The 25,582-nt window shown below is 66.9% G+C and carries 19 protein-coding genes and 1 pseudogene; 9 read left to right on the top strand and 11 right to left on the bottom strand.

All coding sequences use genetic code 11. The features are described from left to right. Nucleotides 1-67 precede the first annotated feature (67 nt). The 4 genes from D580_RS0110215 to D580_RS0110200 form a co-directional block, all read right to left on the bottom strand. Nucleotides 68-1,591, bottom strand: coding sequence for a methyltransferase regulatory domain-containing protein (locus D580_RS0110215; RefSeq protein ID WP_018954292.1), 1,524 nt, complete (start codon nucleotides 1,589-1,591; stop codon nucleotides 68-70). Next, nucleotides 1,588-2,907, bottom strand: coding sequence for an HD-GYP domain-containing protein (locus D580_RS15420; RefSeq protein ID WP_018954291.1), 1,320 nt, complete (start codon nucleotides 2,905-2,907; stop codon nucleotides 1,588-1,590). Before D580_RS15420 ends, D580_RS0110215 begins: the two co-directional genes overlap by 4 nt. A gap of 60 nt (nucleotides 2,908-2,967) precedes the next feature. Continuing rightward, on the bottom strand, nucleotides 2,968-5,619 hold the full coding sequence (locus D580_RS0110205; RefSeq protein WP_018954290.1) for a serine/threonine-protein kinase: 2,652 nt from the start codon (nucleotides 5,617-5,619) through the stop codon (nucleotides 2,968-2,970). 162 nt (nucleotides 5,620-5,781) lie between these two features. Further along, complete coding sequence (locus tag D580_RS0110200) at nucleotides 5,782-6,771, bottom strand: LysR family transcriptional regulator (protein WP_026289892.1); 990 nt, start codon at nucleotides 6,769-6,771, stop codon at nucleotides 5,782-5,784. Nucleotides 6,772-6,899: 128 nt separating this feature from the next. On the opposite strand from D580_RS0110200, the gene D580_RS16985 reads away from it, so the two are divergent. The 4 genes from D580_RS16985 (at nucleotide 6,900) to D580_RS0110180 (ending at nucleotide 12,448) form a co-directional block, all read left to right on the top strand. Beyond that, on the top strand, nucleotides 6,900-7,034 hold the full coding sequence (locus D580_RS16985; protein ID WP_018954288.1) for a hypothetical protein: 135 nt from the start codon (nucleotides 6,900-6,902) through the stop codon (nucleotides 7,032-7,034). Nucleotides 7,035-7,219: 185 nt separating this feature from the next. Then, on the top strand, nucleotides 7,220-8,203 hold the full coding sequence (locus tag D580_RS0110190) for a glutathione S-transferase family protein (protein ID WP_026289891.1): 984 nt from the start codon (nucleotides 7,220-7,222) through the stop codon (nucleotides 8,201-8,203). A 28-nt stretch (nucleotides 8,204-8,231) separates the two neighbouring features. Further along, a complete protein-coding gene (locus tag D580_RS0110185) occupies nucleotides 8,232-9,335 on the top strand; it encodes an efflux RND transporter periplasmic adaptor subunit (protein ID WP_018954286.1) in 1,104 nt (367 codons plus the stop codon). Beyond that, the gene (locus D580_RS0110180) at nucleotides 9,332-12,448 is read left to right on the top strand and encodes an efflux RND transporter permease subunit (protein WP_018954285.1); all 3,117 of its coding nucleotides are present in this window, start codon (nucleotides 9,332-9,334) and stop codon (nucleotides 12,446-12,448) included. The genes D580_RS0110185 and D580_RS0110180 overlap by 4 nt, the downstream gene beginning before the upstream one ends. A gap of 82 nt (nucleotides 12,449-12,530) precedes the next feature. On the opposite strand, the gene msrB is transcribed toward D580_RS0110180, so the two are convergent. Then, nucleotides 12,531-12,938 carry a peptide-methionine (R)-S-oxide reductase MsrB gene (gene msrB, locus D580_RS0110175; protein ID WP_018954284.1) on the bottom strand — a complete coding sequence of 136 codons (408 nt, stop codon included), beginning with the start codon at nucleotides 12,936-12,938 and terminating at the stop codon, nucleotides 12,531-12,533. Between the two features lie 119 nt (nucleotides 12,939-13,057). Here msrB and D580_RS0110170 point away from each other — a divergent pair, with 119 nt between their 5' ends. From D580_RS0110170 to D580_RS0110160, 3 genes are all read left to right on the top strand, one after another. Continuing rightward, nucleotides 13,058-14,125 carry an EAL domain-containing protein gene (locus tag D580_RS0110170; RefSeq protein WP_018954283.1) on the top strand — a complete coding sequence of 356 codons (1,068 nt, stop codon included), beginning with the start codon at nucleotides 13,058-13,060 and terminating at the stop codon, nucleotides 14,123-14,125. Between the two features lie 192 nt (nucleotides 14,126-14,317). Further along, a complete protein-coding gene (locus D580_RS0110165; RefSeq protein ID WP_026289890.1) occupies nucleotides 14,318-15,694 on the top strand; it encodes a glycoside hydrolase 100 family protein in 1,377 nt (458 codons plus the stop codon). Further along, entirely contained in the window at nucleotides 15,691-17,859 is a 2,169-nt protein-coding gene (locus tag D580_RS0110160) for an HAD-IIB family hydrolase (protein ID WP_018954281.1), read from the top strand. The genes D580_RS0110165 and D580_RS0110160 overlap by 4 nt, the downstream gene beginning before the upstream one ends. A gap of 113 nt (nucleotides 17,860-17,972) precedes the next feature. On the opposite strand, the gene D580_RS0110155 is transcribed toward D580_RS0110160, so the two are convergent. The 5 genes from D580_RS0110155 to D580_RS0110135 all read right to left on the bottom strand — a co-directional run bounded on the left by D580_RS0110155 (nucleotide 17,973) and on the right by D580_RS0110135 (nucleotide 21,531). Continuing rightward, nucleotides 17,973-18,158 (bottom strand): hypothetical protein, encoded by a 186-nt coding sequence (locus D580_RS0110155; protein ID WP_018954280.1) that lies wholly within the window; start codon nucleotides 18,156-18,158, stop codon nucleotides 17,973-17,975. 4 nt (nucleotides 18,159-18,162) lie between these two features. After that, nucleotides 18,163-18,480 (bottom strand): BolA family protein, encoded by a 318-nt coding sequence (locus D580_RS0110150; RefSeq protein WP_018954279.1) that lies wholly within the window; start codon nucleotides 18,478-18,480, stop codon nucleotides 18,163-18,165. Between the two features lie 235 nt (nucleotides 18,481-18,715). Next, a complete protein-coding gene (locus D580_RS0110145; RefSeq protein WP_018954278.1) occupies nucleotides 18,716-18,937 on the bottom strand; it encodes a hypothetical protein in 222 nt (73 codons plus the stop codon). A 67-nt stretch (nucleotides 18,938-19,004) separates the two neighbouring features. Further along, nucleotides 19,005-20,876: a methyl-accepting chemotaxis protein gene (locus D580_RS0110140; RefSeq protein ID WP_018954277.1), complete on the bottom strand. Its 1,872-nt coding sequence runs from the start codon at nucleotides 20,874-20,876 to the stop codon at nucleotides 19,005-19,007. Between the two features lie 217 nt (nucleotides 20,877-21,093). Next, nucleotides 21,094-21,531, bottom strand: coding sequence for a rhodanese-like domain-containing protein (locus D580_RS0110135; protein WP_018954276.1), 438 nt, complete (start codon nucleotides 21,529-21,531; stop codon nucleotides 21,094-21,096). A 319-nt stretch (nucleotides 21,532-21,850) separates the two neighbouring features. On the opposite strand from D580_RS0110135, the gene pepN reads away from it, so the two are divergent. After that, the gene (gene pepN / locus D580_RS0110130) at nucleotides 21,851-24,490 is read left to right on the top strand and encodes an aminopeptidase N (RefSeq protein ID WP_018954275.1); all 2,640 of its coding nucleotides are present in this window, start codon (nucleotides 21,851-21,853) and stop codon (nucleotides 24,488-24,490) included. Nucleotides 24,491-24,726: 236 nt separating this feature from the next. Here the strand turns inward: pepN and D580_RS15415 are convergent, their stop codons facing one another. Then, nucleotides 24,727-25,269, bottom strand: a complete 543-nt coding sequence (locus D580_RS15415) for a TIGR02444 family protein (protein ID WP_081617270.1) — start codon at nucleotides 25,267-25,269, stop codon at nucleotides 24,727-24,729. Nucleotides 25,270-25,338: 69 nt separating this feature from the next. Here D580_RS15415 and D580_RS15410 point away from each other — a divergent pair. After that, nucleotides 25,339-25,582 (top strand): annotated as a pseudogene (locus D580_RS15410) (IS5/IS1182 family transposase); the annotation flags it as partial.

Here is a 25,582-nt window from a genome sequence, read left to right as displayed (position 1 = left end):
GAGGATCCGTCGCATCTGTGGCGTCTGTCACGCTGCGAGATCAAGTGCCAGTGTTGCGCTCGTTACCTCAAGTGGTGTCCAGCAACAGCCCATGATGGGCGAAGATCTGCAGCAGCCGCTCCACGTTGGCCCTGACCTGCCCGCGGGGCGGTTTCTTTCCTGCCGCCTTCAGGCCCATGGCATCACGCAGGGCCGGGTCGGTTTCGGCCTCCTTCAGTAGCGCGTCCACCAGCGCCTCCAGGTCCCGGTGGCCATCCAGCAGTGACACCAGTTTCGTGGACACCTGGTCCAGCCCGAGGCTTTCGTGACGGAAGGTGGCCAGGTGGCCTTCGCCCATCTCGGCCTGCATGCGTGCGAGTGCCGAGACCCGGGGGCGCACGGGGCGGGCGCGGGGCAGGTCGGGGTTGTCCAGGCGGGTGATCTGCACCGCGCCGGAGACGAACAGGTTGAACAGCTCGCCCATCAGGGCCCCGTCGGGGCGGGCCTTGCCCAGGGCCTCGGTCAGCGTCAGGGCGCGGGGATAGGCTTCGGCCAGGGCGCCCAGCATTCGGTGGGCCTGGGGATGACTGACGTGATAGCCGGTGCCGCCGGGGCTGCGCCAGAGCGTGTGGCCCTGGTCGTCCCGGTCGGCGCGCAGGGGGCTGTAGAGCCGTTGCCCGGCCAGCCAGTCCAGGTCGATCTCGCGCACGATGGACAGGTCCGCACGGCACAGCAGGCTCTGACGAAAGGGTCGCAGGCGCAGGAAATCCAGGTACTGTTCCTCCCGCTCCAGGTCGTCCATGGCCTCGAATCGCTCGGCCACCGCCTCGCCCAGGGTGCTGGGGAACAGGGTGTGCAGCTGGGCGTCGCCCAGGTATTGCAGACCGGCGCTGCGTGCCCGGGTCATGAACTCGGAGAACAGCATCGGGCTGTTCGAGTCTTCCAGGTACTCGTGATAGAGGTAGCTGTCCCTCGCCTTCTGCAGGTAGCTGACCTCTTTGAGCAGCCAGTCGTGGCCCGGCGGCGGGTGATCCATGGGGGTGGCGAGGAAGTCCAGCAGTTCCCGGGCGGCGGCGAGCCGCGCGGCGGGACCCTCGATGCCCCGGGTGTGGTGCAGCAGCATCTGGCGCACCATGCCGCGCAGGCCCCAGCCGGGCTGGGTGTTGTAGCTGATGGTGGCGACGCCCGTGGGAGACAGGCGCCGGGCGCAGATCTCCAGGATGCGGGTCTGCACGAAGTCCGGCACCCAGGAGAACACCCCGTGGACGATGATGTAGTCGAAGGGCTCGCCGTCCAGGGCCACGTCCATGATGTCCCCGTGGCGCACCTCCACGTTGGGCAGGCCCAGGTGGGCGATCATGCGGCTGCCGTGGGCGGCCTGGGCACCGGACAGTTCGACCCCGAGATAGTGTCCGCCGGGCTGGTGCCAGGCCATGGGGATGAGATTGCCGCCGGCGGCGCAGCCCAGTTCCAGGACCCGGGCATGGGCGGGTGGGGGTGCATCGATGCCGAACAGACCTGCGATGGCCGCCAGGCGATCCGGGTGGGTTTCGGTGATGGGGTGGCTTTCGTAGGGGATCTGGTCGTAGCTCTCGGCGACCGGGTCGATCACTGGCGCATCTCCTCGGGCTTGGTTGCGCTGGGGGGCTGTTCGGTCTGTTCGAGGATCAGGGCGGTGAGGTCGATGCCCAGGGCGCCGGGTTCGAGGATGCGCTGCACCGCCGGGGCATCTTTCCGCCCGCGCCAGGCGCTGCTACCCAGGTTCATCAGGCGTCGTTCGCTGGGGGGGCGCTGATCCGCCTCCAGCAGCAGCTGGACCACCGGGCGCAGTTTCTGGCGCTCGTTCAGGCCCACGATCACGGCCACCTCTCCGGTGGTCAGTTCCACCAGGGCGCCGATGGGGTAGACGCCGATGCAGCGGATGAAGGCCTCCACCAGTTCCCGGTCCAGGGCGGGACCGCCCAGTCGGTAGATCCGGCTTAGGGCCTCCTGGGGCGGCAGGCCGTCGTGGTAGACCCGGTCGCTGCACATGGCATCGTAGATGTCGACGATCGACACCAGGCGCGCGGTGAAGGGGATCTGCTCCGCCGTCAGACCACGCGGGTAACCGCGCCCGTCGCCGCGCTCGTGGTGGTAGAGCACCGCTTCGAGCGATCCTACGGGCACGTTGGGATCCTCGCACAGCAGGGTGTGTCCCGCGGTAGGGTGTGACTTCATGATCTCGAATTCTTCGTGGCTCAGGGCGCCGGGCTTGTTGAGCACCTCCAGGGGGACGCACAGCTTGCCGATGTCGTGCAGCAGGGCGCCCATGCCCACGATCTTGAGCATGTCCTTGTTCAGGCCCAGGTAGCGCCCGAAGGTCAGCGCCAGGATGCAGACGTTGACGCTGTGGATGGAGGTGTACTCGTCCCGGTTGCGCAGCTGGGTCATCCAGACCATGGCGCTGGGGGTCTCGACCACCTGTTCCACCAGTTCGGAGATGAGCTGCTGGGCCTCGGCGGTGTCCACCGTCTCGCCCAGGCGCACGTGCTCCAGGGTGCGGCGAAGGTAGTCGTGGGTCTTGTTGCGGACCCGGGCCGCCTTTTTCAGGTGATCCTGGAATCGGGCAGGCTCGGTGGGCGGCGGGGTCAGGTTGGACGGGGTCTCACGGATGGTGACCGTTTCCTTGCTGGCCGGGTGCGGGAGGCTGGACTCGTGTCGCAGCGGGATGCTGCCAGGTTCGCTGCGCTCCGTGTCCACGTAGACGTAGCGGCACAGCTGGCGCAGGGTCTCCAGTTCGCGGTCCGTGTGCAGTGGGAAACCCTGCAGCAGGAAGGGGGTTTCCAGCCAGGGGCGGTCTAGTTCGCAGACATACATACCCATGCGCAGGTCCTCGACGGGAATTCTGCGCCTGTATGCATCCCGTTCGTCCTGACGGTCCTGGCTCATGGGGTCATTGTCATGCCGGCCACGGGCCGGGTTCAAGGGGTGGGCTGAAGGATCCCGGCCTTACGGCGTGATGGCGCGCGGGTTGCTGAACTGCCCGGAGCGCGGGCTGCGCTTGAGGGCGATGGCGCAGTCGCGCAGGGCCTTGGCCATCTCGGTGCCGGTCTGGTAGCGCTTGTCCGCGTCTTTCTCCAGGGCCTTGTTGACGATCAGGGCCACCAGCGGCCCCAGTTCCGGACGCAGCTCCGAGAGGGACTGATGCCGGGTCTGGGTGATCTGGTAGACCAGGCCGGCCATGGTGTCGGCGGTGAACGGCAGTTCTGCGGTGAGCAGCTGGTAGAGGGTCACGCCCAGGGCGAACAGATCGGAGCGACCGTCCACATCCTTGCCGGAGACCTGCTCGGGGGACATGAAGGCCGGGGTGCCCAGGATGGTGCCGGTGCGGGTGCGGTTGTTGTCGGTGAGGCAGGCGATGCCGAAGTCGGTGATCTTCACCGAGCCGTGGCTGCGGTCGTAGATGATGTTGGCCGGTTTCACGTCCCGGTGGATGACGCGCTGACCGTGGGCGTAGGCCAGGGCCTCGGCCACCTGGGCGCAGACATCCAGCACTTCGTCCACGGGCAGCAGGGTCTCCCGGCGGGTGTAGGCGTCCAGGGAGCTGCCTTCCAGGTAGTCCATGGCGATGAAGGCCAGATCGTGTTCCTCGCCCACGTCGTAGATGGTCACGATGTTGCGGTGATTGAGACGGCCCGAGGCCTCCGCCTCGCGGAAGAAGCGCCACTTCACCTGTTCCAGCATCTCCTGCTCGAACTCCTGGTTCAGGGCCAGGGTCTTGATGGCCACCTTGCGGCCGATCTTGGGATCCACACCCAGGTACACCACGCCCATGGAACCGCGGCCCAGCTGGCACTCGATCTGGTAGCGGCCCAGGGTGGGTTTCTCCAGGGTCTCGCCGTCCACGATCAGGGTCTGGTCCGCGGTGCCGGGCTCCGGGCCCAGGCGCGGGCGGTTCTGCTTCGACAGGCCCTTGAGGCGCTCGATGCGCACCAGCACGTCCCGGTAGCGCGGCGAGATCCATTCCAGATGCCCGTAGACCTCCCGGGCCTGGCCGTACTGGCGGCGACGCACCAGGTCGTGGCCCAGCTGGTAGAGGGCCTCCTGGAGTTCCTCGTCGATCTGGCGCACCTGGCGGAACTGGGTGAAGGCCGCTTCCAGCTGGCCCTGGGTGCGCAGCAGGTTGCCCAGCTCGCGATGGGCCTTGTCCGCCTCGCGGCGGTCCTGTTCCAGACGCCGGGCATGGTTCAGCCAGACCCACAGCAGGGCGTGACTCGCGAGCAGGGCGACCACGGGCAGGGTCACCGGCAGCCAGATCTGGCGGATGAGCAGTGCCAGCAGGCCGGCGTTGAAGATCACCACCGCCAGCAGCACGGTCACCAGCAGGCCGCTCGGGCGGTCCATCAGGCGCATGGGCATGGCCAGCAGGTAGAGGCCGGCCAGCACCAGCAGCAGTCTCTCCATGCCGTGGAACCAGGCGGGTACCTGGACCCAGCTGCCATTCAGCAGACTGCCGAGCACGTAGGTCTGCCACAGGGCATCGGGCACCGCGCCTTCGGGCTGACCGCCCAGGCTGCGCGTGACACCGGGACCGAGGATCACGGTGCGTCCGGCCAGGCGCTCGCTGCCGGGGCCGGCGTTGATCACCGTGTCGATGGACAGTCGTTCCACGCCGCCCCGGCGCAGGTCCCGGCGCGGCGGCAGGACATGGGCGCCCATGTCCGGGCCCAGGGGAATCAGCTCAGTACCCAGGCGCAGGCCGCGGCCCGGTTCCAGGATCGCGGCCCGTGGCGTGTCGCCGGACAGGGCCAGCAGGGGCAGCAGGAAGCCGGCCCTCGGTCCTGATGCATCCTCCAGGGCCAGAATCACGCCCTGCCTGTCGGTGGCGGGCAGGGCGGCGCCGACGCCCACGGCGGCGGTGGCCAGGGGCGACAGGGGGGCGCTCAGGGGCGACAGGGGGGCGCTCAGGGGCGGCGGGGCGCTGCCCGCCGGGGGGCGCATCCAGAGCTTGAGCCAGGGGTGGGCATGCCAGGCAGACTCCCCGACCGTCACCGGCGAGAGGATGCCCAGGGTGGATTCCCCGGGCTGCGCGGATCGGGTCAGCGGCAGGGCGGCGAGGACCACGCCGCCATGGCGGTTCAGGGTCGTGGCCAGTCGGGTATCACGGTCCAGCTGGGACAGCCAGCGGGGGTCGGGTGCGCCGGGGTCCCGGCGTTCGGCCTCCTGCATGAGGCGGTTGATGTTCGCGGGTGACTGGGACTGGTCCAGGGGTAGATGCATACCCAGGGTCTGCACACCCAGGGACTGCAGGGCACGCACGGTCTGGGCCAGGTGATCGTAATTCAGGCTGCGGGGCTGATCGCCAAGCTCCACGTAAGCGACCCGGGAGACGTCGGCCTCGGCGGGGATCAGGCGCGCAGCCAGCTGATAAGCGGATGTATCAAGCACCTGCGGCCACTGGGCATAGGAGAGCGCCAGCATCAGGGCCGTGAGCAGGCCCGCCAGCAGGCGGTACTGACGGGTGGGATTGGGCAGCCGCAGCTGCCAGGGCTGGCCGGGCTTGGCCCCTTCGGACGGCGCGCTGCCAGGATCGGAGCCGCGCCGGCGTGGGGCCTGGAGGGTCTTGTCGATGCCGCTCAGGGCCATGGGGTCACCGGACATCCTGTCCTTGGGGAGGCAGACCGGGTGGGCGGACGATTGTCGATCCCGCCCGGCAACGCGTGCTCGTTTCCGGTCCGTCTCACGGTATCGGCTCCCTGGTGGTGGTCATCTTGGGTCACTCGCCACGGGCTACCTGACATTCAGACGGAGGCGGCGAATATCTTATGAGTATTGTGCCCCATTATTCCCCGAATCAGAGGGTTCCGGGTAGCCATCCGTCGGGAAAGCTGACATGTCCGGCGAGGTCTCCGGCTCTTCGGCGGTCTCGCCGCGGCAGATCTGGTTCAGTACCCGGGCCAGGGCCCGGGTGGCCGGCCCGGCGTTGTCCTGATCGCGGAACACCAGGTAAAGGGGCGCGGTGTAGGTGAGGCCCGCGTTCAGGGGCAGGGCCTTGAGGCGCCCCTGCGCCAGGGCCTGGCTGATCCGGTGCCGGGGCAGCCAGCCGAAGCCGAGCCCCGCGGTGACGGCGCTGACGGCGGTGTCCAGGCTGGTGACCGTCCAGCGGTGTTCCGCGTCCAGCCAGCCGAAGTCGGTGCGCCGGCGGGAGCCCGAGTCCCGGATGACCAGTTGCATGTGATCGCGCAGGTCCTGGCTGGTGAGGGTGCGGTCCAGCTGGTGCAGGGGATGCGCGGGATGGGCCACGGCGATGAATTCGATCTCCATGAGCAGGTCGCCCAGGTGGCTGGCCGGGACGCTGGTGCCGATGACCAGGTCGGCATTACCGGCCAGCAGCAGCTCCTCGGCCCCGGAGAGCACCACCTCCTGCAGCTGCACGCGGGTGTCGCGGCTGAGCGGCATGAAGCGGCGCAGGGCCTCCATGAGCAGTTCCGGCGGGAAGGCGGCGTCCACCACCAGGCGGACCTCCGATTCCCAGCCCTCGCTGATGGACCGGGCCAGCTCCTCGAGGCTGCCCGCATCCTTGAGCAGGGTCCGGGAGCGGCGCAGCAGCACCTCGCCCGCCTCGGTCAGTACCGCCTTGCGACCTTCGATGCGCAGCAGGGGGATGCCCACCTGTTCCTGCAGTTTCGCCACGGCGTAGCTCACCGAGGACTGGCTGCGGTGTAGCTGGCGCGCGGCCTGGGAAAAGCCGCCGTAGTCCACCACTGCCTGGAAGACGCGCCATTGTTCCAAGGTGACCCGGGGAGTTTTCATGTCATCCCTTACTCGTGAAATCTATCTATTTATTAGATCAAATAAGTCAATATTTTGCGCTTTTATATCGAAAATATGCGTAGATAATGGGCATGGAAGTCAATACACATATCTAGAGGACATCGACAATGAACGCATTGAATCCCGTCTCCACCCTGGTCGGACGCATCCTGCTGGGCGTGATGTTCCTGCTCGCCGGTCTGCTGTACGTCTTTGCCCACGGTGCCGGTGCCTGGAGCATCGACGCTCGCCGCGGCCGCTGAGGCCGTCCAGCCCGCCGGGACAGGCGGGGTTTATGGGCAGGGCCCCGGGGGTGAACTCCCGGGGCCCTTGCCATGTCGCATGGAGGATGCGCCAGTCAGGTCATCCATTCCCTTGCCCGCAGGGCATCGACGGCCGGCAGGCCGCCCTGGATCGGTTGGGGGGATGAATTCGCAGAGGAAAAACAATGAGTTTGATGATCAAGGGTGTCCTGCGGGACGAGGACTGGCTGGAGGCGGAGAGCCAGGACGGCGAATTCATGCGCCTGGACTCCCAGTTCCGAAATTGGGTCACCGCCGACGGCGCGGCCGGACCGAGTGGCGAGGGCGGTTTTCCCGCCGAGCCCGGACGCTACCACCTGTACATCTCCTGGGCCTGCCCCTGGGCGCATCGCACCCTGATCTTCCGCAAGCTCAAGGGGCTCGAGGACCTGATCGGGCTCTCCATCGTCAACCCCTACATGCACGAGGCCGGCTGGACCTTCGAGCCCTACCCGGATTCCACCCAGGACCATGTGCATGGCGCGCGCTATATGCACGAGCTCTACAGCCGGGCCGATCCAGAATACACGGGCATCGTCACCGTGCCCGTGCTCTGGGACAGGCAGCGCGACACCATCGTGAACAACGAGTCCTCGGAGATCATCCGCATGTTCAACAGCGCCTTCGAGGCGTTCACGGACCGCCACGAGGACTATTACCCCGAGGCCTTGCGCGCGGAGATCGATGCGGTCAACGAGCGCATCTACGAGAACCTCAACAACGGTGTCTACCGTTGCGGCTTTGCCACCACCCAGGAGGCTTATGAGGCGGCCTACCAGCGGCTATTCGAGACCCTCGAATGGCTGGAGGACCGGCTCTCCAGGCAGCGTTACCTGGTGGGCGATCGATTGACGGAGGCCGACTGGCGCCTGTTTACTACCCTGGTGCGTTTCGACGCGGTCTATTACAGCCATTTCAAGTGCAACCGCCGTCGGCTCGTGGACTATCCCAATCTCTGGGCCTACACCCGGGAGCTGTACCAGATGGATGGGATCGCCGAGACCGTGCATCTTGACCAGATCAAGACCCACTACTACGGCAGTCACGCACAGCTCAATCCCAGTGGTATCGTCCCCCGCGGGCCGGAGGTCGACTTCGGTGCCCCCCACGGGCGCGAGCACCTGGTTTGACCCACACCTTGCCTGAGGATTCGATTGCGTGAAAAAGCGTCTCGCGCCCCTGGTGCTCATGGTCGCCGCGGTCATTGCGGTGGCGGTGGTGATGCATTTCCAGCAGCAGGGCCCGGCCCGTCAGGCGGGCGGGGGCGGCGCAGGCGGCGGCCCGGTACCGGTGGTGCTGGCCGAGGTCAGTCGTGACACCTACGTCACCACCCTGGAATCCCTGGGCACGGCCCGCGCCAACGAATCCGTGGATCTGGCCGCCAAGGTCACCGGGCGCGTCGAGGCGCTGAACTTCACCGACGGGCAACAGGTCCGCCGGAGTGACCTGCTGGTGCGCCTGGAGAGCGCCGAGGAGCAGGCCGAGCTGCGCGAGGCGGAAGTGCGCCTGGCCGAGCAGCGCCGCGAACTGGACCGCATCCGCGGCCTGGTGGCCGATCGTGCCCTGCCGCGCCAGCGCCTGGACGAGCAGGAATCCCGGGTCGCCGAGGCGCAGGCCCGGCTGGAGGCCGCCCGGGCCCGCCTGGACGACCGCGTGGTCCGCGCCCCCTTCAGCGGGGTGCTGGGCCTGCGCCGGGTGAGTGTCGGCGCCCTGGTGAGCCCGGGCACCCTGATCACCACCCTGGACGACATCAGCATCATCAAGCTGGACTTCACCGTGCCGGAGACCTTCCTGCCCGGCGTAAGCCCCGGACAGACCATCACCGCGCGCAGCGCCGCCTACCCGGGCCGGGACTTCCGCGGCACGGTCACCTCCGTGGACTCGCGCATCGACCCCGCCACCCGAGCCGGCATCGTGCGCGCCGAGATCCCCAACGATGAAAGGCTGCTGCGTCCCGGCATGCTGCTGACCGTGCGCCTGGAGAAAAACGAGGCGGTGTCCCTGTCCATCCCCGAGAGCGCCCTGGTGCCCGTGCGTGACGAGCAGTACGTGTTCGTGGTCAACGACGAGGATCGGGTGGAGCGCCTGCTGATCCGCACCGGACGTCGTGCCCCGGGCCGGGTCGAGGTGCTGGAGGGCCTGGAGGAGGGCATGCGCGTGGTGGTGGAGGGCACCCACCGGGTGCGTCCCGGCGTGAAGGTGGCCCCGCGCGAGCCGGCCGGTACCCAGGCGCAGGACGAGGCCGAGGCACAGCGCCCATGATCATCTCGGATGTCGCCAACCGCAGGCCGGTCTTTGCGGTTGTCATCAGCCTGTTGTTGATCGCCTTCGGCATCATCTCCTTCGACCGCCTGCCGTTGCGCGAATACCCGGACATCAACCCGCCGGTGGTCACTATCCTCACCGACTACCCGGGCGCCAATGCCGCCATCGTGGAGACCAAGATCACCCAGCTGATCGAGGACCGGGTCAGCGGCATCGAGGGCATCCAGTGGATCCAGTCCGACAGCGCCGACGGACGCTCGCGCATCACCATCGAGTTCGATGTGGGCCGCGACATCGATGCCGCCGCCAACGACGTGCGCGAGGCGGTCTCCCGGGTAGTGCGCCAGCTGCCCGACGAGGCGGACCCGCCCATGGTGTTCAAGGCTGATACCAACGCCGACGTGATCCTGTGGCTCAATCTCTCCAGCGATCGGCTCAATCGCATGGAGCTCACCGACTATGCGGAACGCTACCTGGTGGATCGCTTCTCGGTGGTGGAGGGCGTGGCACTGGTGCGTGTCGGCGGAGCGCTGACCCAGTCCATGCGCATCTGGCTGGACCGGGAGGCCCTGGCGGCCCGCCGGCTCACCGTGGAAGACGTGGAACAGGCCCTGCGGCGCGAAAACGTGGAACTGCCCGCTGGTCGGGTGGAATCCCTGGACCGGGAGTTCAACGTGCGCGTGGCGCGCGCCTACAGCACCCCGGAGGATTTCGCGCGCCTGGTGGTCCGGCGTGGCGACGACGGGCACCTGGTGCGCCTGGGCGAGGTGGCCCGGGTGGAGATCGGCCCGGCGGACGAGCGCACCGAGCTGCGCGGCAATGGTGTGTCGATGGTGGGGCTGGGCATCATCCAGCAGTCCACTGCGAACACCCTGGCGGTGGCCCAGGCGGTGAAGGCCGAGGCCGAGCGTATCCGGCCGAGCCTGCCTGAAGGCGTCTATCTGAATCAGAGCTACGACAGTTCCGTGTTCATCGAGGGCGCCATCAAGGAGGTCTACACCACCCTGTTCATCGCCATGGGCGTGGTGATCCTGGTGATCTACCTGTTCCTGGGCAACGTGCGCGCCATGCTCATCCCGGCGGTGACCGTGCCCGTGTCCCTGATCGCCGCCTTCACCGCGCTCTATGCCCTGGGCTTCTCGGTGAACCTGCTCACCCTGCTGGCCCTGGTGCTCGCCATCGGCCTGGTGGTGGACGACGCCATCGTGGTGCTGGAGAACATCCACCGGCGCATCGAACTGGGTGAGCCGCCGCTGCTGGCCGCCTACCGGGGTGCGCGGCAGGTGGGCTTCGCGGTGGTGGCCACGACCCTGGTGCTGATCGCGGTGTTCGTGCCGCTCGCCTTCCTGCAGGGTAACATCGGCCGGCTGTTCACGGAATTCGCCCTGGCCATGGCCGCTGCCGTGGCCTTCTCGAGCCTGGTGGCGCTCACCCTCTCGCCGGTGATGTGCGCGCGCCTGATACGCGCCGACAACCAGAAGACGGGCCTGAGCCACGTGATGCACGTGGCCTTCGAGCGCCTGGGCAATCTCTATGGCCGAGTGCTGGCCCTGTCCCTCAAGGTCCCGGTGGTCACCGGCGTGGTGCTCATCGGCCTGTTCGCCGTGATCGCCGTGCTGATCCAGATCATCCCCAACGAGTATGCCCCCCGGGAGGACCGCGGCGCCTTCTTCGTGTTCGTCAATGCGCCGGAGGGCACCAGCTATCCCACCATGGTGCAAAACATGCGCGAGGTGGAAAAGCGGCTCATGCCGCTGCTGGAGAGCGGCGAGGCCATCCGCGTGCTGGCGCGCACGCCGCGCAGCTTCGGCAATTCCGAGGTGGTCAACGACGGCATCGGCATCGTGGTGCTGCAGCACTGGAACGAGCGTTCACGCTCGGCCAGCGAGATCATGACCGCCCTGCAGCCGGAGCTGGCCCAGATCCCGGGGGTGCGCGCGGTGACCGTGATGCGCCAGGGACTGGGCGGGCGACGCGCCGGCCAGCCGGTGCAGTTCGTGCTGGGCGGCCCCGACTACGAGGAGCTGGCACGCTGGCGCGACCTGATCATCGAGCGCGCCTCGGAAAACCCGGGCCTGCGCGGCCTGGATTCCGACTTCAAGGAGACCAAGCCGCAGCTGATGGTGACCATCGACAAGGACCGGGCCGCGGACCTGGGCGTGTCCGTGGAGACCATCGGCCGCACCCTGGAGACCATGCTGGCCTCACGGCGCGTGACCACCTACATCGACCGGGGCGAGGAGTACGACGTGATCCTGGAAGGCGAGCGCGAGCAGCGCCGCACGCCCAACGACATCACCAACATCTACGTCCGGTCCCAGCGCAGCGGCGAGCTGATCCCGTTGTCCAACCTGGTCACCTTCGTGGAGCAGGCGGACGCGGCCAGCCTCAACCGCTACAACCGCATGCGCGCGGTGACCATCACCGCCGGGCTGGCCGATGACTACACCCTCGGCGAGGCCCTGGATTACCTGGACCGGATCGCCGCCGAGCTGCTGCCGGAGACCGCGCGCATCGACTACAAGGGGGACTCCCTGGAATTCCGCAAGGCGGGCGGGGCGGTGATCTTCGTGTTCGCCCTGGCCCTGCTGGTGGTGTTCCTGGTGCTGGCGGCCCAGTTCGAGAGCTTCGTGCACCCGCTGGTGATCATGCTCACGGTGCCGCTGGCCATCGCCGGCGCGTTGTTCGGGCTGTGGGTGACTGGCCAGACGCTCAACATCTACAGCCAGATCGGCATCGTCATGCTCATCGGCCTGGCGGCCAAAAACGGCATCCTGATCGTGGAGTTCGCCAACCAGTTGCGTGACCAGGGTATCGGGTTTCACCAGGCCCTGATGGATGCCGCGCGCCTGCGCCTGCGCCCCGTACTGATGACCGCCGTGACCACGGTGATGGGCACCCTGCCGCTGATCCTGGGCAGCGGACCCGGCGCCGAGAGCCGCTTCGTGATCGGCACCGTGGTGTTCTCAGGCGTGCTGTTCGCCACCTTCTTCACCCTGTTCGTGGTGCCCGTGGCCTACCAGACCCTGGCCCGCCACAGCGGCTCCCCCGGCGACACCGGCCGACGCATCCGGGAGCTGGAGGAGCGCTACGGGGAAGCAAAGATCTGATTCAACATTCAAGATTCAAAATTCAAAGGGAATGCACGGAGAGAGGGCCTCCACCTTTGAACTTTGAATTTTGAATTTTGAATCAGCCTTTCTCAAATGCCAGCGCTACCGAGTTGATGCAGTAGCGCAGGCCGGTGGGCGGCGGGCCGTCGGGGAACACGTGGCCCAGGTGGGCGTGGCAGCGGGCGCAGCGCACCTCGTCGCGGATCATGCCGTGGCTGGTGTCGCGGTGCACCGTGAGTGCCGATTCCGACACCGGCTGCCAGTAGCTGGGCCAGCCGCTGCCGGAGTCGAACTTGTGGCTGGAACTGAACAGCGGCGCGCCGCAGCAGACGCACAGGTAGGTGCCCGGTTCGTGGTGATCGTAGTAGCTGCCGCTGAAGGGCGGCTCGGTGCCCGCCCGTCGGGTGACCGCAAAGGCCTCGGGGCTCAGCCGCTCGCGCAGTCGTTCGTCGCTGTAATCGCCGGTTTCGTCGTTCGGGTCTTTCATCGGGGCACTCTCCTCTTAATCGCACCAGGTCGATGGGGTATTCTGGACCCAATTATGTGACAGGCATCCCAGTGTGTTCCGGGGTCATGCCCGCTCAACCCACATTAAGGCGTTCCCACATGGCCTGCAAAGACTGTCAAACCATCCGCCGGCCCGAGAACGGCCCGGGTACCCTGTTCCTCGCGCCCTTCCTGAGTCACACCCACCAGACGCTTGCCAAGCGCCTGGCCGAGCAGGGTCTGATGGTGGATGTGCCGGCCCCCGGCGTGCTGGGTGTGCCGGTGAGCGAACAGGGCATCCAGTCCCTGGGGGATCTGCTCACTCGATTGATGAGCGAGGCCGAGGTAGAGGGCTGTCGTGCCGTCTTCCTGCCCCGGGGGGAAGGCTTCGGCATCGCCCAGCTGATGCAGACCCAGCCCCTCTCGACCCTGCTGTCGCGCCTGAGCAGCGACTGGTTGATGGACATGATCGACGATGAGCGCCTGAGCTTCCACTACCAGCCCATCGTGCACATCGACCGCCCCGCCGAACCCTTCGCCTACGAGGCCCTGATGCGCGGGCAGATGCCGGATGGCACCGTGGTCTATCCGGGCAAGCTGCTGGCCCAGGCCAAGGCCTCGGAACTCACCTTCCACCTGGACCGTGCCGCGCGCATCAACGCCATCCGCCAGGCGGTGGGACACGGCCTCTCCACGCCGGTGTTCATCAACTTCAATCCCACCACCATCTACGAGCCTTCCTTCTGTCTGCAGACCACGGTGAAGGAGGCAGAGAAGGTGGGGGTCGATCCCGGACAGTTTGTGTTCGAGGTGGTGGAGAGCGAGCACGTGGGCGACGTGCCGCACCTGTTGCGCATCATCAATTATTATCGTGAAAAGGGGTTCCGCGTTGCCCTGGATGACCTGGGTGCCGGTTACGCCTCCCTGAACCTGCTCGCCCAGCTCAAGCCCGATTTCGTCAAGTTTGATCGCGAACTGGTCTCCGGCGTGCACGAGGATTCCTTTAAGCAGAAGGTGCTCGGCAAGCTGGTGGAGATGGCCCGGGACCTGGGCATCCAGACCATCGCTGAGGGCGTGGAGCATATCGCCGAATGGCAGTGGCTCCAGGGGTCCGGCGTGAATTACGTGCAGGGCTACCTGTTTGCCAAACCCGCCACACCGCCGCCGATGCCGGTCCACCCCCGGTGAAGTACGAAGTGTGAATTGGGAAGTGGGAAATGAAGTGCGAAGTGTGAATTGGGAGGTGGGAAGTAAAGGCTCCCAGTTCGCACTTCCCAATTCCCACTTCCTACTTCCTACTTCAAACCCGTGTCTCCCCCGTTCTGATCCGGTAGTATGAAATAAGCATTCCATTCATCCGTTCTCTTCAGGGAAACCGGCGTGACCGACCCTATCGCTTCCGCCTACCGGTTGCTCGAGGCCTCGATGGTGCATTACCAGGGCCAGCCGGTGGGCACCATCGCCAGTCTCGATGCCCATGCCCCGGCGGAGAACTACGCCGACTGCTTCATTCGCGACTTCGTGCCCTCGGGCCTGGTGTTTCTGCTCGATGGGCGGGGCGAGATCGTGCGCAATTTTCTCTCCATCGTGCTGCGACTGCGCGACCAGCAGGAGGAGATGGAAGGTCATCGCCTGCTGCCCAAGGTGATGCCCGCCAGCTTCCGCGTCCTGGTCCACGAGGACGGCCGCGAGGAACTGCACGCCGATTTCGGCGACCGGGCCATCGGCCGGGTGGCGCCGGTGGATTCCATGATGTGGTGGATCATCCTGTTGCGTGCCTACTGCCGGGTGACCGGCGATACGGGCTTCGTGCGCAGCACCGAGTGCCAGCGGGGCATCCGGCTGATCCTCAACATCTGCCTGCAGGACCGCTTCGAGGTGTTCCCCACCCTGCTGGTGCCCGACGGCTCATTCATGATTGACCGCCGCATGGGCGTCTACGGTCATCCCCTGGAGATCCAGGCCCTGTTCTTCGGCGCACTGCAGGCGGGGCTCGCCATGCTCGATCCCGCGGACGCCGAAAGCCAGGCGGTGATCCGCCAGTCCCGCAAGCGGCTCGATCAGCTCACCGACTACGTGCGCCACTACTACTGGCTGGATCTCGCGCGGCTCAACCACATCCACCGGGCGCGCACCGAGATGTTCGGCCACGACATCGAGAACGCGCTGAACATCTACCCGGAGAGCATCCCCGACTGGGTCACCGACTGGCTGCCCGAGGATGCCGGCTACCTGGTGGGCAACCTGGGGCCGGGGCGCATGGATTTTCGTTTCTTCTCCTTCGGCAACCTGCTGGCCGTGCTGTTCGGCCTGGCGGATGCGCGCCAGTCGCGGCTCATTATGGAGGTGTTCCAGCAGCGCTGGGACGACCTGGCGGGCATGATGCCGGTGAAGATCTGCTACCCCGCCATGGAGGGCGAGGAATGGCGCCTGCTCACCGGTTCGGACCCCAAGAACATCCCCTGGTCCTACCACAACGGCGGCAACTGGCCGACGCTCATCTGGGCCCTGGTGGCCGCGGCGCTCAATACCGGCCATGGCTATCTCGCCGAGCGCGCCCGGGAGGTGGCCCTGCACCGGCTGGCCCATGACGGCTGGCCCGAATACTACGACGGGCGCAACGGCCGGCTGATCGGCCGGCGCGCCAACTACAACCAGACCTGGTCCGCCACCGCGCTGATCCTGGCGGACAAATTCATCAAGGATCCTTCGGGCCTCGACATGCTGCGACTCGGAGGTGCAGAGGAAGCCCCATGAAGAAGACCCAGAGCAAGGCCCGGCAGGGCGAGGGCCTGTATATCGTGCTCGTCAGCGTGCACGGCCTGATCCGCGCAGAAGAGCTGGAGCTGGGCCGCGACGCAGACACCGGCGGTCAGACCAAGTACGTGGTGGAACTGGCCCGCGCGCTTGCGGCCCATCCGGAGGTGGGGCGCGTGGATCTGATCACCCGCCAGGTGATCGATGCCAAGGTCTCCGATGATTACGCCCGGCCCGAGGAGCCGCTCGCCGAGAACGCCTGGATCATCCGCCTGCCCTGCGGTCCGCGCCGCTACCTGCGCAAGGAGACCCTCTGGCCCTACCTGGACTGTTTCGCGGACAACGCCCTGCGGCACGTGCGCAGCGTGGGCCTGATGCCGGACGTGATCCACAGCCACTACGCGGATGCGGGCTACGTGGGCACGCGCCTGTCCAACCTGCTGGGCGTGCCCCTGGTGCACACGGGGCATTCCCTGGGGCGGGTCAAGCGCGAGCGCCTGCGGGAGAAGGGGCTCAAGGACGAGGACATCGAGTCCCGCTACAACATGTCCCGGCGCATCGAGGCCGAAGAGGAGACCCTGGCCCACGCCTACCGGGTGGTGGCCAGCACCCAGCAGGAGGTGGAGGAGCAGTACGGCCTCTACGACCACTACCGTCCCGAGCGCATGGTGGTCCTGCCCCCCGGCACCGACCTGGGGCGCTTCTCGCCGCCGAAACCCCGCGGCCGCCGCCCGGCGGTGTGGGATGTGCTCAGTCGTTTCCTGAGAAGGCCTGATCTGCCCCTGGTGCTGGCATTGTCACGGCCCGACGAGCGCAAGAACATCCCCACCCTGATTGAGGCCTTTGCCGGGCATGACAAGCTGCGCGAGCACGCCAACCTGGTGGTGGTGGCCGGCAACCGGGATGCAATCCGCGATCTGGACAAGGGCGCCCGCGAGGTCCTCACCGAGGTGCTGCTGCGCATCGACGAGTACGACCTCTACGGCCGGGTGGCCTACCCGAAGCATCACAGCGCGGACGACGTGCCCGATTTCTATCGCCTGGTGACCCGCAGCCGGGGCGTGTTCGTCAATCCGGCGCTCACCGAGCCCTTCGGCCTGACGCTGATCGAGGCCGCCGCCTGCGGCGCGCCCATCGTCGCCACCCGGGACGGCGGTCCCCGGGACATCGTGGGCCACTGTCACAACGGCACCCTGGTGGATCCCCTGGACGCACGGGCCATGGCCGAGGCCATCTGGAAGATCGTCAGCGACCGGGAACACTGGAAGAAGCTGTCCGAGAGCGGACTCAAGGGCGTGCGCAGGCACTATGCCTGGGAGGGACATGCGGAGAAGTACATCAGGCAGGTGAAATCCCTGCGCCGGGAGGCCAGCCGCTTCCGTCGCGGGCAGCAGCGTCTCTCGGGCAAGCTGGCCAGGGCGGATCGCGCCATCATCTCCGATATCGACAACACCCTGCTGGGGGATCGCAACAGCCTGCGTGCCCTGGTGCAGCGTCTCAAGGACGAAGGCGGCAGCGTGGCCTTCGGCATCGCCACCGGGCGGCGCCTGGATTCGGCGCTGCAAGTGCTCCAGGAATGGGGCGTGCCCACGCCGGACCTGCTCATCACCTCCGTGGGTGCCGAGGTCCACTACGGCCCGGAGATCACGCCCGACCAGGGCTGGTCACAGCACATCGACCACCGCTGGGACCGGGAGGGGCTGAAAGTGCAGCTGCTGGAGCTGCCGGGGATCGAACTGCAGCCGGAGATCGATCAGCGCCGCCACAAGCTGAGCTTCTTCGTGGACCCGGAGCTGGCCCCTTCCATGCAGGAGATCGAACGTCTGCTGCACCAGCAGGACCTGCACGCCAACATCATCTACTCCCACGACCGCTTCCTGGACCTGCTGCCGGCCCGGGCCTCCAAGGGCTTCGCGGTGCGCTATTTCGCGGACAAGTGGGGCATCCCCCTGGAGCGCATCCTGGTGGCGGGGGACTCGGGCAACGACGAGGACATGCTGCGCGGCAGCACCCTGGGGGTGGTGGTGGGCAACCACCATCCGGAGCTGCGGCGTCTGAAGGGCTTCCAGCGCATCTACTTCGCCCGCGCCGGGCACGCGGGTGGCATCAGCGAGGGTCTGGATCACTTCGACTTCTTCGGCCGGTGCGATGTGCCGGGGGAGTGATGTTTGATTCAAAATTCAAGATTCAAAATTCAAGATTCAAAATTCAAGATTCAAAATTCAAAGGAACCCCATCACCTTTGAATCTTGAATTTTGAATCTTGAATTGCCTTTGTTCAGGTCGTCCTGACCCGGATCTCGCCGCAGCGGGCGCAACGCTCCACGGTGACCAGCTTGCCCTGCTTCACGTCGAACTGCTTTTCCTTGAGCACTTCCCACTTGTGAAAGTTGGAGCGGCATAGGGTCTTGCCCTTGTGCTTCTCCGCGGCCTTGGGCCGCTTGAATTGAATGACATCGCCCACGTGTTCAGCCGGCCTTGGAACCGCCCAGGCAAGGGGGCGAGTCGGGCACCCTGCCGGCGCGCTCGAACCACTCGTCCGGGGTGAGGGTGTGCAGGGCCAGGGCGTGGATGCGCCCGGCCAGTTCCTCGGAGAGCACCGCGTTCACCTTGCGGTGGCGCCCCACTAGCCGCTCGCCCTCGAAGGCCTGGCTGGCGATGGTGACCTTGAAGTGGGATTCGGAGCCGGGCGGCACGTTGTGATTGGCGCTCTCGTTGACCACTTCCAGGTGAACGGGGTCGAAGGCCTCGCGCAGCTTGCGCTCGATGTCGGTCTGGATATTCATGGTTGTTTGTTTCCCGATTTGCCGCAGAGGCGCGGAGACGCAGAGAACTGAAAACATCGACAGGATTAATAGGATTTACGGGATTAATTCAGTCAAGGCGAAGCCTTCACTATCATGTAAATCATGTTAATCCTGTCCGATTCCTTTCTCCGCGTCTCTGCGGCAGAAGGTTTTTCGCAGACCCATCTTCCCTGCGGCCCGCCGCGGTTTCAAGCACACGGGCCGCAGGGTTGTCTCAGCGGCGCAGTTCGTTGTCGCGGTAGTGGATGTCGAGCCAGCAGCGGGGCAGGGGTTCGCCGGAGGGGAAGATCATGTCGGCCTTGGTGAAGGCCTCGGGCTCGGGCAGATCCTCACCCCAGTTGTAGCGTCCCTTGAACTGCTTCTGGATCGGGTCCATCAGGGCGGCGCCGTCGATCACCTCGACGAGATGGCCATTGTTGCGGTCTTTGACGAACATGGGGGCCTCCCGGGTTCGGTATGCCTACCCGGAGTATGGCCCCCACGGCGTCATTTTCAAGCCGCCTTCAGGTGCGGAACTGGCCCGCCAGCTCCTGCAGGCGCATCGCCAGCTGCGCCAGCTCCTCGGAGGCGTTGGCGGTTTGTACCGCTCCCGCGCTGGTCTCCTCGGCCACGTGGTTGATGGTCACCACGCTCTGATTCATGTTGTCGGCCACCGCGCTCTGTTCCTCGGCGGCGCTGGCGATCTGGTGGTTCATGTCGGTGATCACCTCCACCGCGGCGCGGATGCGGGACAGGGATTCGCCCGCCCGTGCGGCTTCCTCCACGGTCTTGTGGGCCTTGCCGCGGCCGTTCTCCATGGCCTTGACCGCCTCGCCGGCGCCGCCCTGGAGCTGCTCGATGATGCGCTGGATCTCCTGGGTGGAATCCTGGGTGCGGGTGGCGAGCGTGCGCACCTCATCGGCCACCACGGCGAAGCCGCGGCCCTGCTCACCGGCCCGGGCGGCCTCGATGGCGGCATTGAGCGCCAGCAGGTTGGTCTGCTCGGCGATGCCGCGGATCACGTCCAGGACCACGCGGATGTTGTCGGTGTCGTTTTCCAGGCGCTGGATCACCTGGGCGGTCTCCTCCACGGAGGCGGCCAGGGCCTCGATGGCGCCGATGGTCTGGTGCACCACCTTCTCGCCGCTGGTGGATTCCTGCTTGGCGGCGTTGGCGGAGTCGGCCGCCTCCTGGGCGTTGCGGGCTACGTCCTGGGTGGTCTGGCTCATCTCGGTCATGGCCGTGGCCAGCAGCTCGATCTCGCCGCGCTGGCGCTGGATGCCGGCGCTGGTCTGCTGGGTGGTGGCGGACATCTGTTCCGCCGCCGCGGCCACCTGGCCGGTGGCGGCGTTGATTTCGTTGATCATGTCCCGCAGGCGCAGCAGCATGGTGCGCATGGCGGTCATCAGCCGGCCGGTCTCGTCGCGGCGGTTGATCTCGGGCAGGTCGTGGCTCAGGTCGCCCTTGGCGATGGCGTCCAGGGTGTCCACGGCGCCGAGCAGCGGCGCGAAGGCGCGCTGTGTGTACCAGTAGATGAGCACCGCCAGCACCACCAGCACCAGCACGGAGATCAGGATCGCCAGGCGGTTGATGTTGGCCTGGGAATTGAAGCTCTCGGTGTAGTCACTGACGCTGACCAGGTGCGCCAGGGCCTGGCCGTCGGGGGCCGTCACGGGGATCACCGCCACGGAGTACCAGCGGCCGTCGCGATCCCGGACCCGCTGCACCGGCTCACCGGCCACTAGCCGGGCCGTGTCGCCGGTGATGGTCTGCAGGAAGCCCTCGTCGGTGCTGTACTCCACGCCCCGCTGACCGACGATAAAGTTGCGCGACTCGTTGGCCATGGACAGGTCGGAGAGTGCCGTGTCCAGGGTACGCATGAACACGCCGGCACCGGCCAGCTGGCCGCGCTGGTACATGGGGAAGGCCAGCACCGTGACCAGGGTGCCGTCCTCGTCCCGCTGCAAGCCCTGGACCACGGCGCGCTCCGCCAGTGCCTGCTGCACCACCGCCTTGCGGGTGACACCGGTGAAATCCGCCGGGGCGGAGAACAGCACCTGGCCGCTCGTATCGGTGAGTTGCAGGCGGGAGATGGTCTCCGAGGCGCTCAGGCGGTTGAAGGTGGGGCGTGCGCTGTCGGCCAGGGCGGCACGATCACCGGCGGCCATGGCCGCCAGGGTGTTGCGATCCCGGGTCAGGCCCTGCATGCCGGTACCCATGCGCTCCACCTCGGTGCTCAGGATCTTGCCCCAGAGCTCGGCCTTGCTGCTCAGAATCAGGGCCTCGAAGCGTGTCTCTGCCTCGCTCTGGGCCATGCGCGCGGTGCCGATCAGGGCGATGGAGGCGAACAGCAGGGCGCCCAGGGCGAGCAGCGTCAGTCGCATCTTCAGGGACATGGAAAACTCCTCTGTGCAGTTCGTGTCGGCGCTGTGGTGCGCCTTGTTATGGTTCTTGTATGTTTGTCGGCCGAGCGCGGTGGGTCTTTAGGATGCTCGGGGCATCGGGGTGGGCAAAAAAAAGCGCGCAAGGCGTTTCCATAGAAACAGGCCTTGCGCGCCTTCCCTGCGTGGGCGCATCGCCCGGTGTCCGGGGCGCGCCGGTGTTCAGGCCCGCTTATTCCACCGGGTAGCCGGCGTCACGCCAGGAGGGGAAGCCCAGACGGTAGTAGTAGACCTTGGTGAAGCCCCATTCCACGGCGCGCTCGGCGGCCACGGCGGTGCGCCAGCAGGGGGTGCTGTTGCAGTACAGGACCACTTCGGCGTCCTTGGAGCCGATGACTTCCAGCAGGCTCTGCTCGGTGATCTTGCTCTGGGACTGGTCACGCTCCACGGTCAGGTTCTCGGCGCCGGGGATGCGGCCGGCCTCGAAGTCGGAGGCGGTGCGCACGTCCACGAAGGGCACGCCACGGTCGAACAGGGCCTTGGCATCGGCGGGACTCACGTAGGTGGTGCCGGGCACGGTCTCGGGGGAGGCGTAGTTGGCCGCGGCCACGACGGGCAGCAGGCAGAACAGCATCAGGCTCAGACGGGCGAACAGGTTCTTGGTTTTCATGGTTTCAACTCCAGGTGATGCGGGTCTTATTTGGTGTGTTGACATGTGGGGCCGCGTATCCATCGGTTTCCCTGCGAACCGTTAGCGTTGCCCTTGTGTGTAAGGCTAGATTGAATACAGTGTTTGGAAAAGTGAGACCCATGCACGGTTGTGCCCGGCTTTTCTACCGCCCGTCCGAAACATGACAATTTTGTTAAGTTCAGCGCTGTAAAGCCTCACTGGCCCCAGGTCGTCTGGTCTCCCGGTGCCGGCTGAGGCTATAGTCTTGAATCCATCTTCTGCCCCGCCTCCGGGCACCTCCAGCCCCAGGACTCGCTCCATGAAAGACGCCGCCCCGCGCACCATCTACCTCAAGGACTACACGCCGCCCGCCTGGCGGGTGGAGCGGGTGAGCCTGGATTTCGAGCTGGACCCCGCCGAGACCCGGGTGCGTTCGCGGCTTTCGATCGCCCGTGAACAGGGCGCGCACGGCCAGCCTCTGATGCTCTATGGCCAGGATCTGACCCTGGTCTCCCTGGCCGTGGACGGCCGCGCCCTGGATGCGGCCTCCTGGCGCATCGAGGGGGATCAGCTGTGGATCCAGGGATTGCCTGAGCGCTGCGAGCTGGCCATCGAGACCCTCATCCACCCGGAGCGCAACACGGCCCTGGAGGGGCTGTACGTCTCCGGCGGCAATTTCTGCACCCAGTGCGAGGCGGAGGGTTTCCGGCGCATCACCTGGTTCCCGGACCGTCCCGACGTGATGGCCGAGTACACGGTGCGCATGAGTGCCGACAAGGCGGCCTTCCCGGTGCTGTTGTCCAACGGCAACCTGCTGGAGCGCGGCGACCTGCCCGGCGGCCGGCACTACGCCCTGTGGCACGATCCCTTCCCCAAGCCCAGCTATCTGTTCGCCCTGGTGGCCGGCGATCTGGCCTGCCAGGAGGATCGCTTCGTGACCCGCTCCGGGCGGGAGGTGGCCCTGCGCATCTACGTGCAGCGGCACAACCTGGACAAGTGCGACCACGCTATGCGTTCGCTCAAGAAGTCCATGGCCTGGGATGAGCAGACCTTCGGCCGGGAGTACGACCTGGACGTCTACATGATCGTGGCCGTGGATGACTTCAACATGGGGGCCATGGAGAACAAGGGCCTCAACGTCTTCAACTCCAAGTACGTGCTGGCCCGTGCCGACACCGCCACCGACGAGGACTTCGTGGCCATCGAATCGGTCATCGCCCACGAGTATTTCCACAACTGGTCCGGCAACCGGGTCACCTGCCGGGACTGGTTCCAGCTGTCCCTGAAGGAAGGGCTGACGGTGTTCCGGGACCAGGAATTCACCGCCGACCAGAGCCTGCGCGCGGTCAAGCGCATCGACGATGTGCAGCGCCTGCGCAGCCTGCAGTTCCCCGAGGACGCGAGCCCCATGGCCCACCCGGTGCGTCCCCAGTCGTACATGGAGATCAACAACTTCTACACCATGACGGTGTACGAGAAGGGCGCCGAGGTGGTGCGCATGATCCAGACCCTGCTGGGCCGCGAGTGCTTCCGCCAGGGGCTGGACCTGTATTTCGAGCGCCACGACGGCCAGGCGGTGACCACCGACGATTTCGTGCGCGCCATGGAGGACGCCAGCGCCCGGGACCTCTCCCAGTTTCGCCGTTGGTACGACCAGGCCGGCACGCCGGTGCTGGATGTGGCCGGGGCCTACGATGCCGAGACCCGGCGCTACCGGCTCACGGTGCGCCAGTCCTGCCCGCCCACGCCGGGCCAGGCGGAGAAGCTGCCCCTGCACATCCCCCTGGCCATGGCCCTGCTGAACAGCGAGGGACGGGAGATCCCCCTGCGCCTGGAGGGCGAGCGTCGTGCCGCCGGCGGCGAACGGGTCCTGGAGCTGACCGCGCCGGATCACGTGTTCGTGTTCGAGGACGTGCCCGAGGCGCCGGTGCCCTCACTGTTGCGCAACTTCTCCGCACCGGTGAAGCTCAGGTTCGATTACAGCGACACGCAGCTGGCCTTCCTCATGGCCCACGACGGCGACGACTTCAACCGCTGGGAGGCGGGCCAGCAGTACGCCGTGCGCATCCTGCTCAAGCTGGTGGCCGAGCTGCAGGCCGGGCGCAAGCCCGCCCTGGACGCGCGCTTCGTCGAGGCGGTGGCCCGGGTGCTGGACGACCGGGAACTGGACCCGGCCCTGGTGGCCGAGGCCCTGAGCCTGCCCGGGGAGAGCTACCTGGCGGAGCAGATGGAGGTGGTGGACGTGGATGCCATTCACCAGGCCCGGCAGTTCCTGCGCCGGGGCCTGGGGGATCGCCTCGGCCAGGGCTGGCGAGGCATCGTCGACCGGCACGGTGACACCGACCCGCTGGCCCTGGACGCCACCACCATGGGCCGGCGCCGGCTGGCCAACCTGGCCTACGCCTACCTGGCCGCCACCGGTGACGGCGATGGCCGCGCCCTGGCCTATGCCCGTTTCCGCCATGCCCGCAACATGACCGAGTCCATGGGTGGGCTGCGCGCCCTCATGGACTGCCCCTGCGAGGAGCGGGAGGCGGCGCTGGCCGCCTTCGAGGCGCGCTGGAAGGACGAACCCCTGGTGCTGGACAAGTGGTTCAGCCTGCAGGCCGCCACCTGTCTGCCCGGCGCCCTGGAGCGGGTCAAGCGCCTGATGGATCACCCGGGCTTCAACCTGCGCAACCCCAACCGGGTGCGGGCGCTGATCGGCGCCTTCGCCACCGCCAACCCGGTGCACTTCCATGCCGCCGATGGTTCGGGCTATCAGTTCCTGGCAGACCAGGTGCTCGCCCTGGACCCCCTTAATCCCCAGGTGGCCGCCCGGCTGGTGAAGTCCCTGAGCCGTTTCAAACGCTACGATCCGGGCCGTCAGAAGCTGATGCGGCAGGCCCTCAAGCGCATCGTGGACACCCACGGGCTGTCGCGGGATGTCTACGAGATCGCCAGCCGCAGCCTGGAGTGAGCGGTGCCTTTTTGGCGGATGCGGACACCGCTGATCGCGTGGGGAGTTCAGGGACGCGGGAACATGGATTGAACCGAAACCCATGGTGTCCTATGCATCTCCCGTGCACTGATACCCGGACTCACAAATTCACTGCCGCAGGCATGCGGGTCGGGCTGAACGAATCGCCGGGAGCGATTCGTCGCGCGAGCCCCCATGGGGTGAGGCGCAGGGATGCGCCGAACAAGCCCGACGGGTCAGCGCCCGGTTTCCAGGCCATCGTGAGGCGGGGCATCGAGCTGCCTCAGCAGGGTCGCCACGGCCTGATCCCGCTCGCCGTCCGGCACCCCCAGCCCTGCCAGATAGTGCGCCAGCGCCTGTCGGGCCGGCCCGGTGGATGCCTCCTGTCCTGGTGCGTCCGGCAGTGCCCGGGCCAGGTATTCCAGCTGCACCCGTTCCGCCTCCAGTTCCGCCGCCAGCACGGCGGCGCGCAGTTGCGCGCCGCGGCTCCGAGGCGGGCTCAGGGGCTTGAGGCGGGTGCGCAGGGCGCGCAGGCGCAGCACCGTAGCGCCGCGCCAGGGCGCCAGCGCCTCGCGCAACGCGCACAGCCCGGCGGGATCCGGCATGGCGCGCCGACGCGCCGCCTGCCAGCACAGGGCCAGCACCAGGGGGATGTCGGCCTGGTAGCGGGCCTGCCAGTCGAGACAGGTCTCGCCCACGCCCGGGCGGGCATAGGCGGCACAGGCGTAGTCCCAGAGACGGGGTGCAGGATCCGATAGTGGCGGTGGGTGGGCATCCATGCCCCATGGTAACGGAAGCGCCGGGGCTAGGAGCCTGGGCGGTAGAAACCTGCAGCGTTAGAATTGGCTATGCCGACGACCTACCGCCCCTACAATCCCGATCAGCAGTTACTGTTGCCCGCGTCGCTCAAGGAGTGGCTTCCGGAGCAGCATTTGGCCTACTTCGTCTCCGATGCGGTGGACGCCTTGGATCTCACGGCGTTTCATGCCCGCTATGAAGGCGATGGCAGGCGCCGACAGCCGTTTGATCCGGCGATGATGGTGAAGGTGCTGACGTATGCCTACGCCAACGGGGTGTTTTCCTCGCGGGTGA

The organism is Thioalkalivibrio sulfidiphilus, from assembly GCF_000377945.1.
GTDB classification, from domain to species: Bacteria; Pseudomonadota; Gammaproteobacteria; order Ectothiorhodospirales; family Ectothiorhodospiraceae; genus Thioalkalivibrio_A; species Thioalkalivibrio_A sulfidiphilus_A.
The sequence above is the reverse complement of the archived record's forward strand: the minus strand, read 5'-3'. Positions and strand labels throughout refer to the sequence as shown.

Coding starts and splice junctions, on each gene's coding strand:
- D580_RS15420 (WP_018954291.1), bottom strand. CDS start 2,907: ATGAGCCAGGACCGTCAGGACGAACGGGATGCATACAGGCGCAGAATT.
- D580_RS0110205 (WP_018954290.1), bottom strand. CDS start 5,619: ATGTCCGGTGACCCCATGGCCCTGAGCGGCATCGACAAGACCCTCCAG.
- D580_RS0110200 (WP_026289892.1), bottom strand. CDS start 6,771: ATGAAAACTCCCCGGGTCACCTTGGAACAATGGCGCGTCTTCCAGGCA.
- D580_RS16985 (WP_018954288.1), top strand. CDS start 6,900: ATGAACGCATTGAATCCCGTCTCCACCCTGGTCGGACGCATCCTGCTG.
- D580_RS0110190 (WP_026289891.1), top strand. CDS start 7,220: ATGAGTTTGATGATCAAGGGTGTCCTGCGGGACGAGGACTGGCTGGAG.
- D580_RS0110180 (WP_018954285.1), top strand. CDS start 9,332: ATGATCATCTCGGATGTCGCCAACCGCAGGCCGGTCTTTGCGGTTGTC.
- msrB (WP_018954284.1), bottom strand. CDS start 12,938: ATGAAAGACCCGAACGACGAAACCGGCGATTACAGCGACGAACGACTG.
- D580_RS0110170 (WP_018954283.1), top strand. CDS start 13,058: ATGGCCTGCAAAGACTGTCAAACCATCCGCCGGCCCGAGAACGGCCCG.
- D580_RS0110160 (WP_018954281.1), top strand. CDS start 15,691: ATGAAGAAGACCCAGAGCAAGGCCCGGCAGGGCGAGGGCCTGTATATC.
- D580_RS0110150 (WP_018954279.1), bottom strand. CDS start 18,480: ATGAATATCCAGACCGACATCGAGCGCAAGCTGCGCGAGGCCTTCGAC.
- D580_RS0110145 (WP_018954278.1), bottom strand. CDS start 18,937: ATGTTCGTCAAAGACCGCAACAATGGCCATCTCGTCGAGGTGATCGAC.
- D580_RS0110140 (WP_018954277.1), bottom strand. CDS start 20,876: ATGTCCCTGAAGATGCGACTGACGCTGCTCGCCCTGGGCGCCCTGCTG.
- D580_RS0110135 (WP_018954276.1), bottom strand. CDS start 21,531: ATGAAAACCAAGAACCTGTTCGCCCGTCTGAGCCTGATGCTGTTCTGC.
- pepN (WP_018954275.1), top strand. CDS start 21,851: ATGAAAGACGCCGCCCCGCGCACCATCTACCTCAAGGACTACACGCCG.
- D580_RS15415 (WP_081617270.1), bottom strand. CDS start 25,269: ATGGATGCCCACCCACCGCCACTATCGGATCCTGCACCCCGTCTCTGG.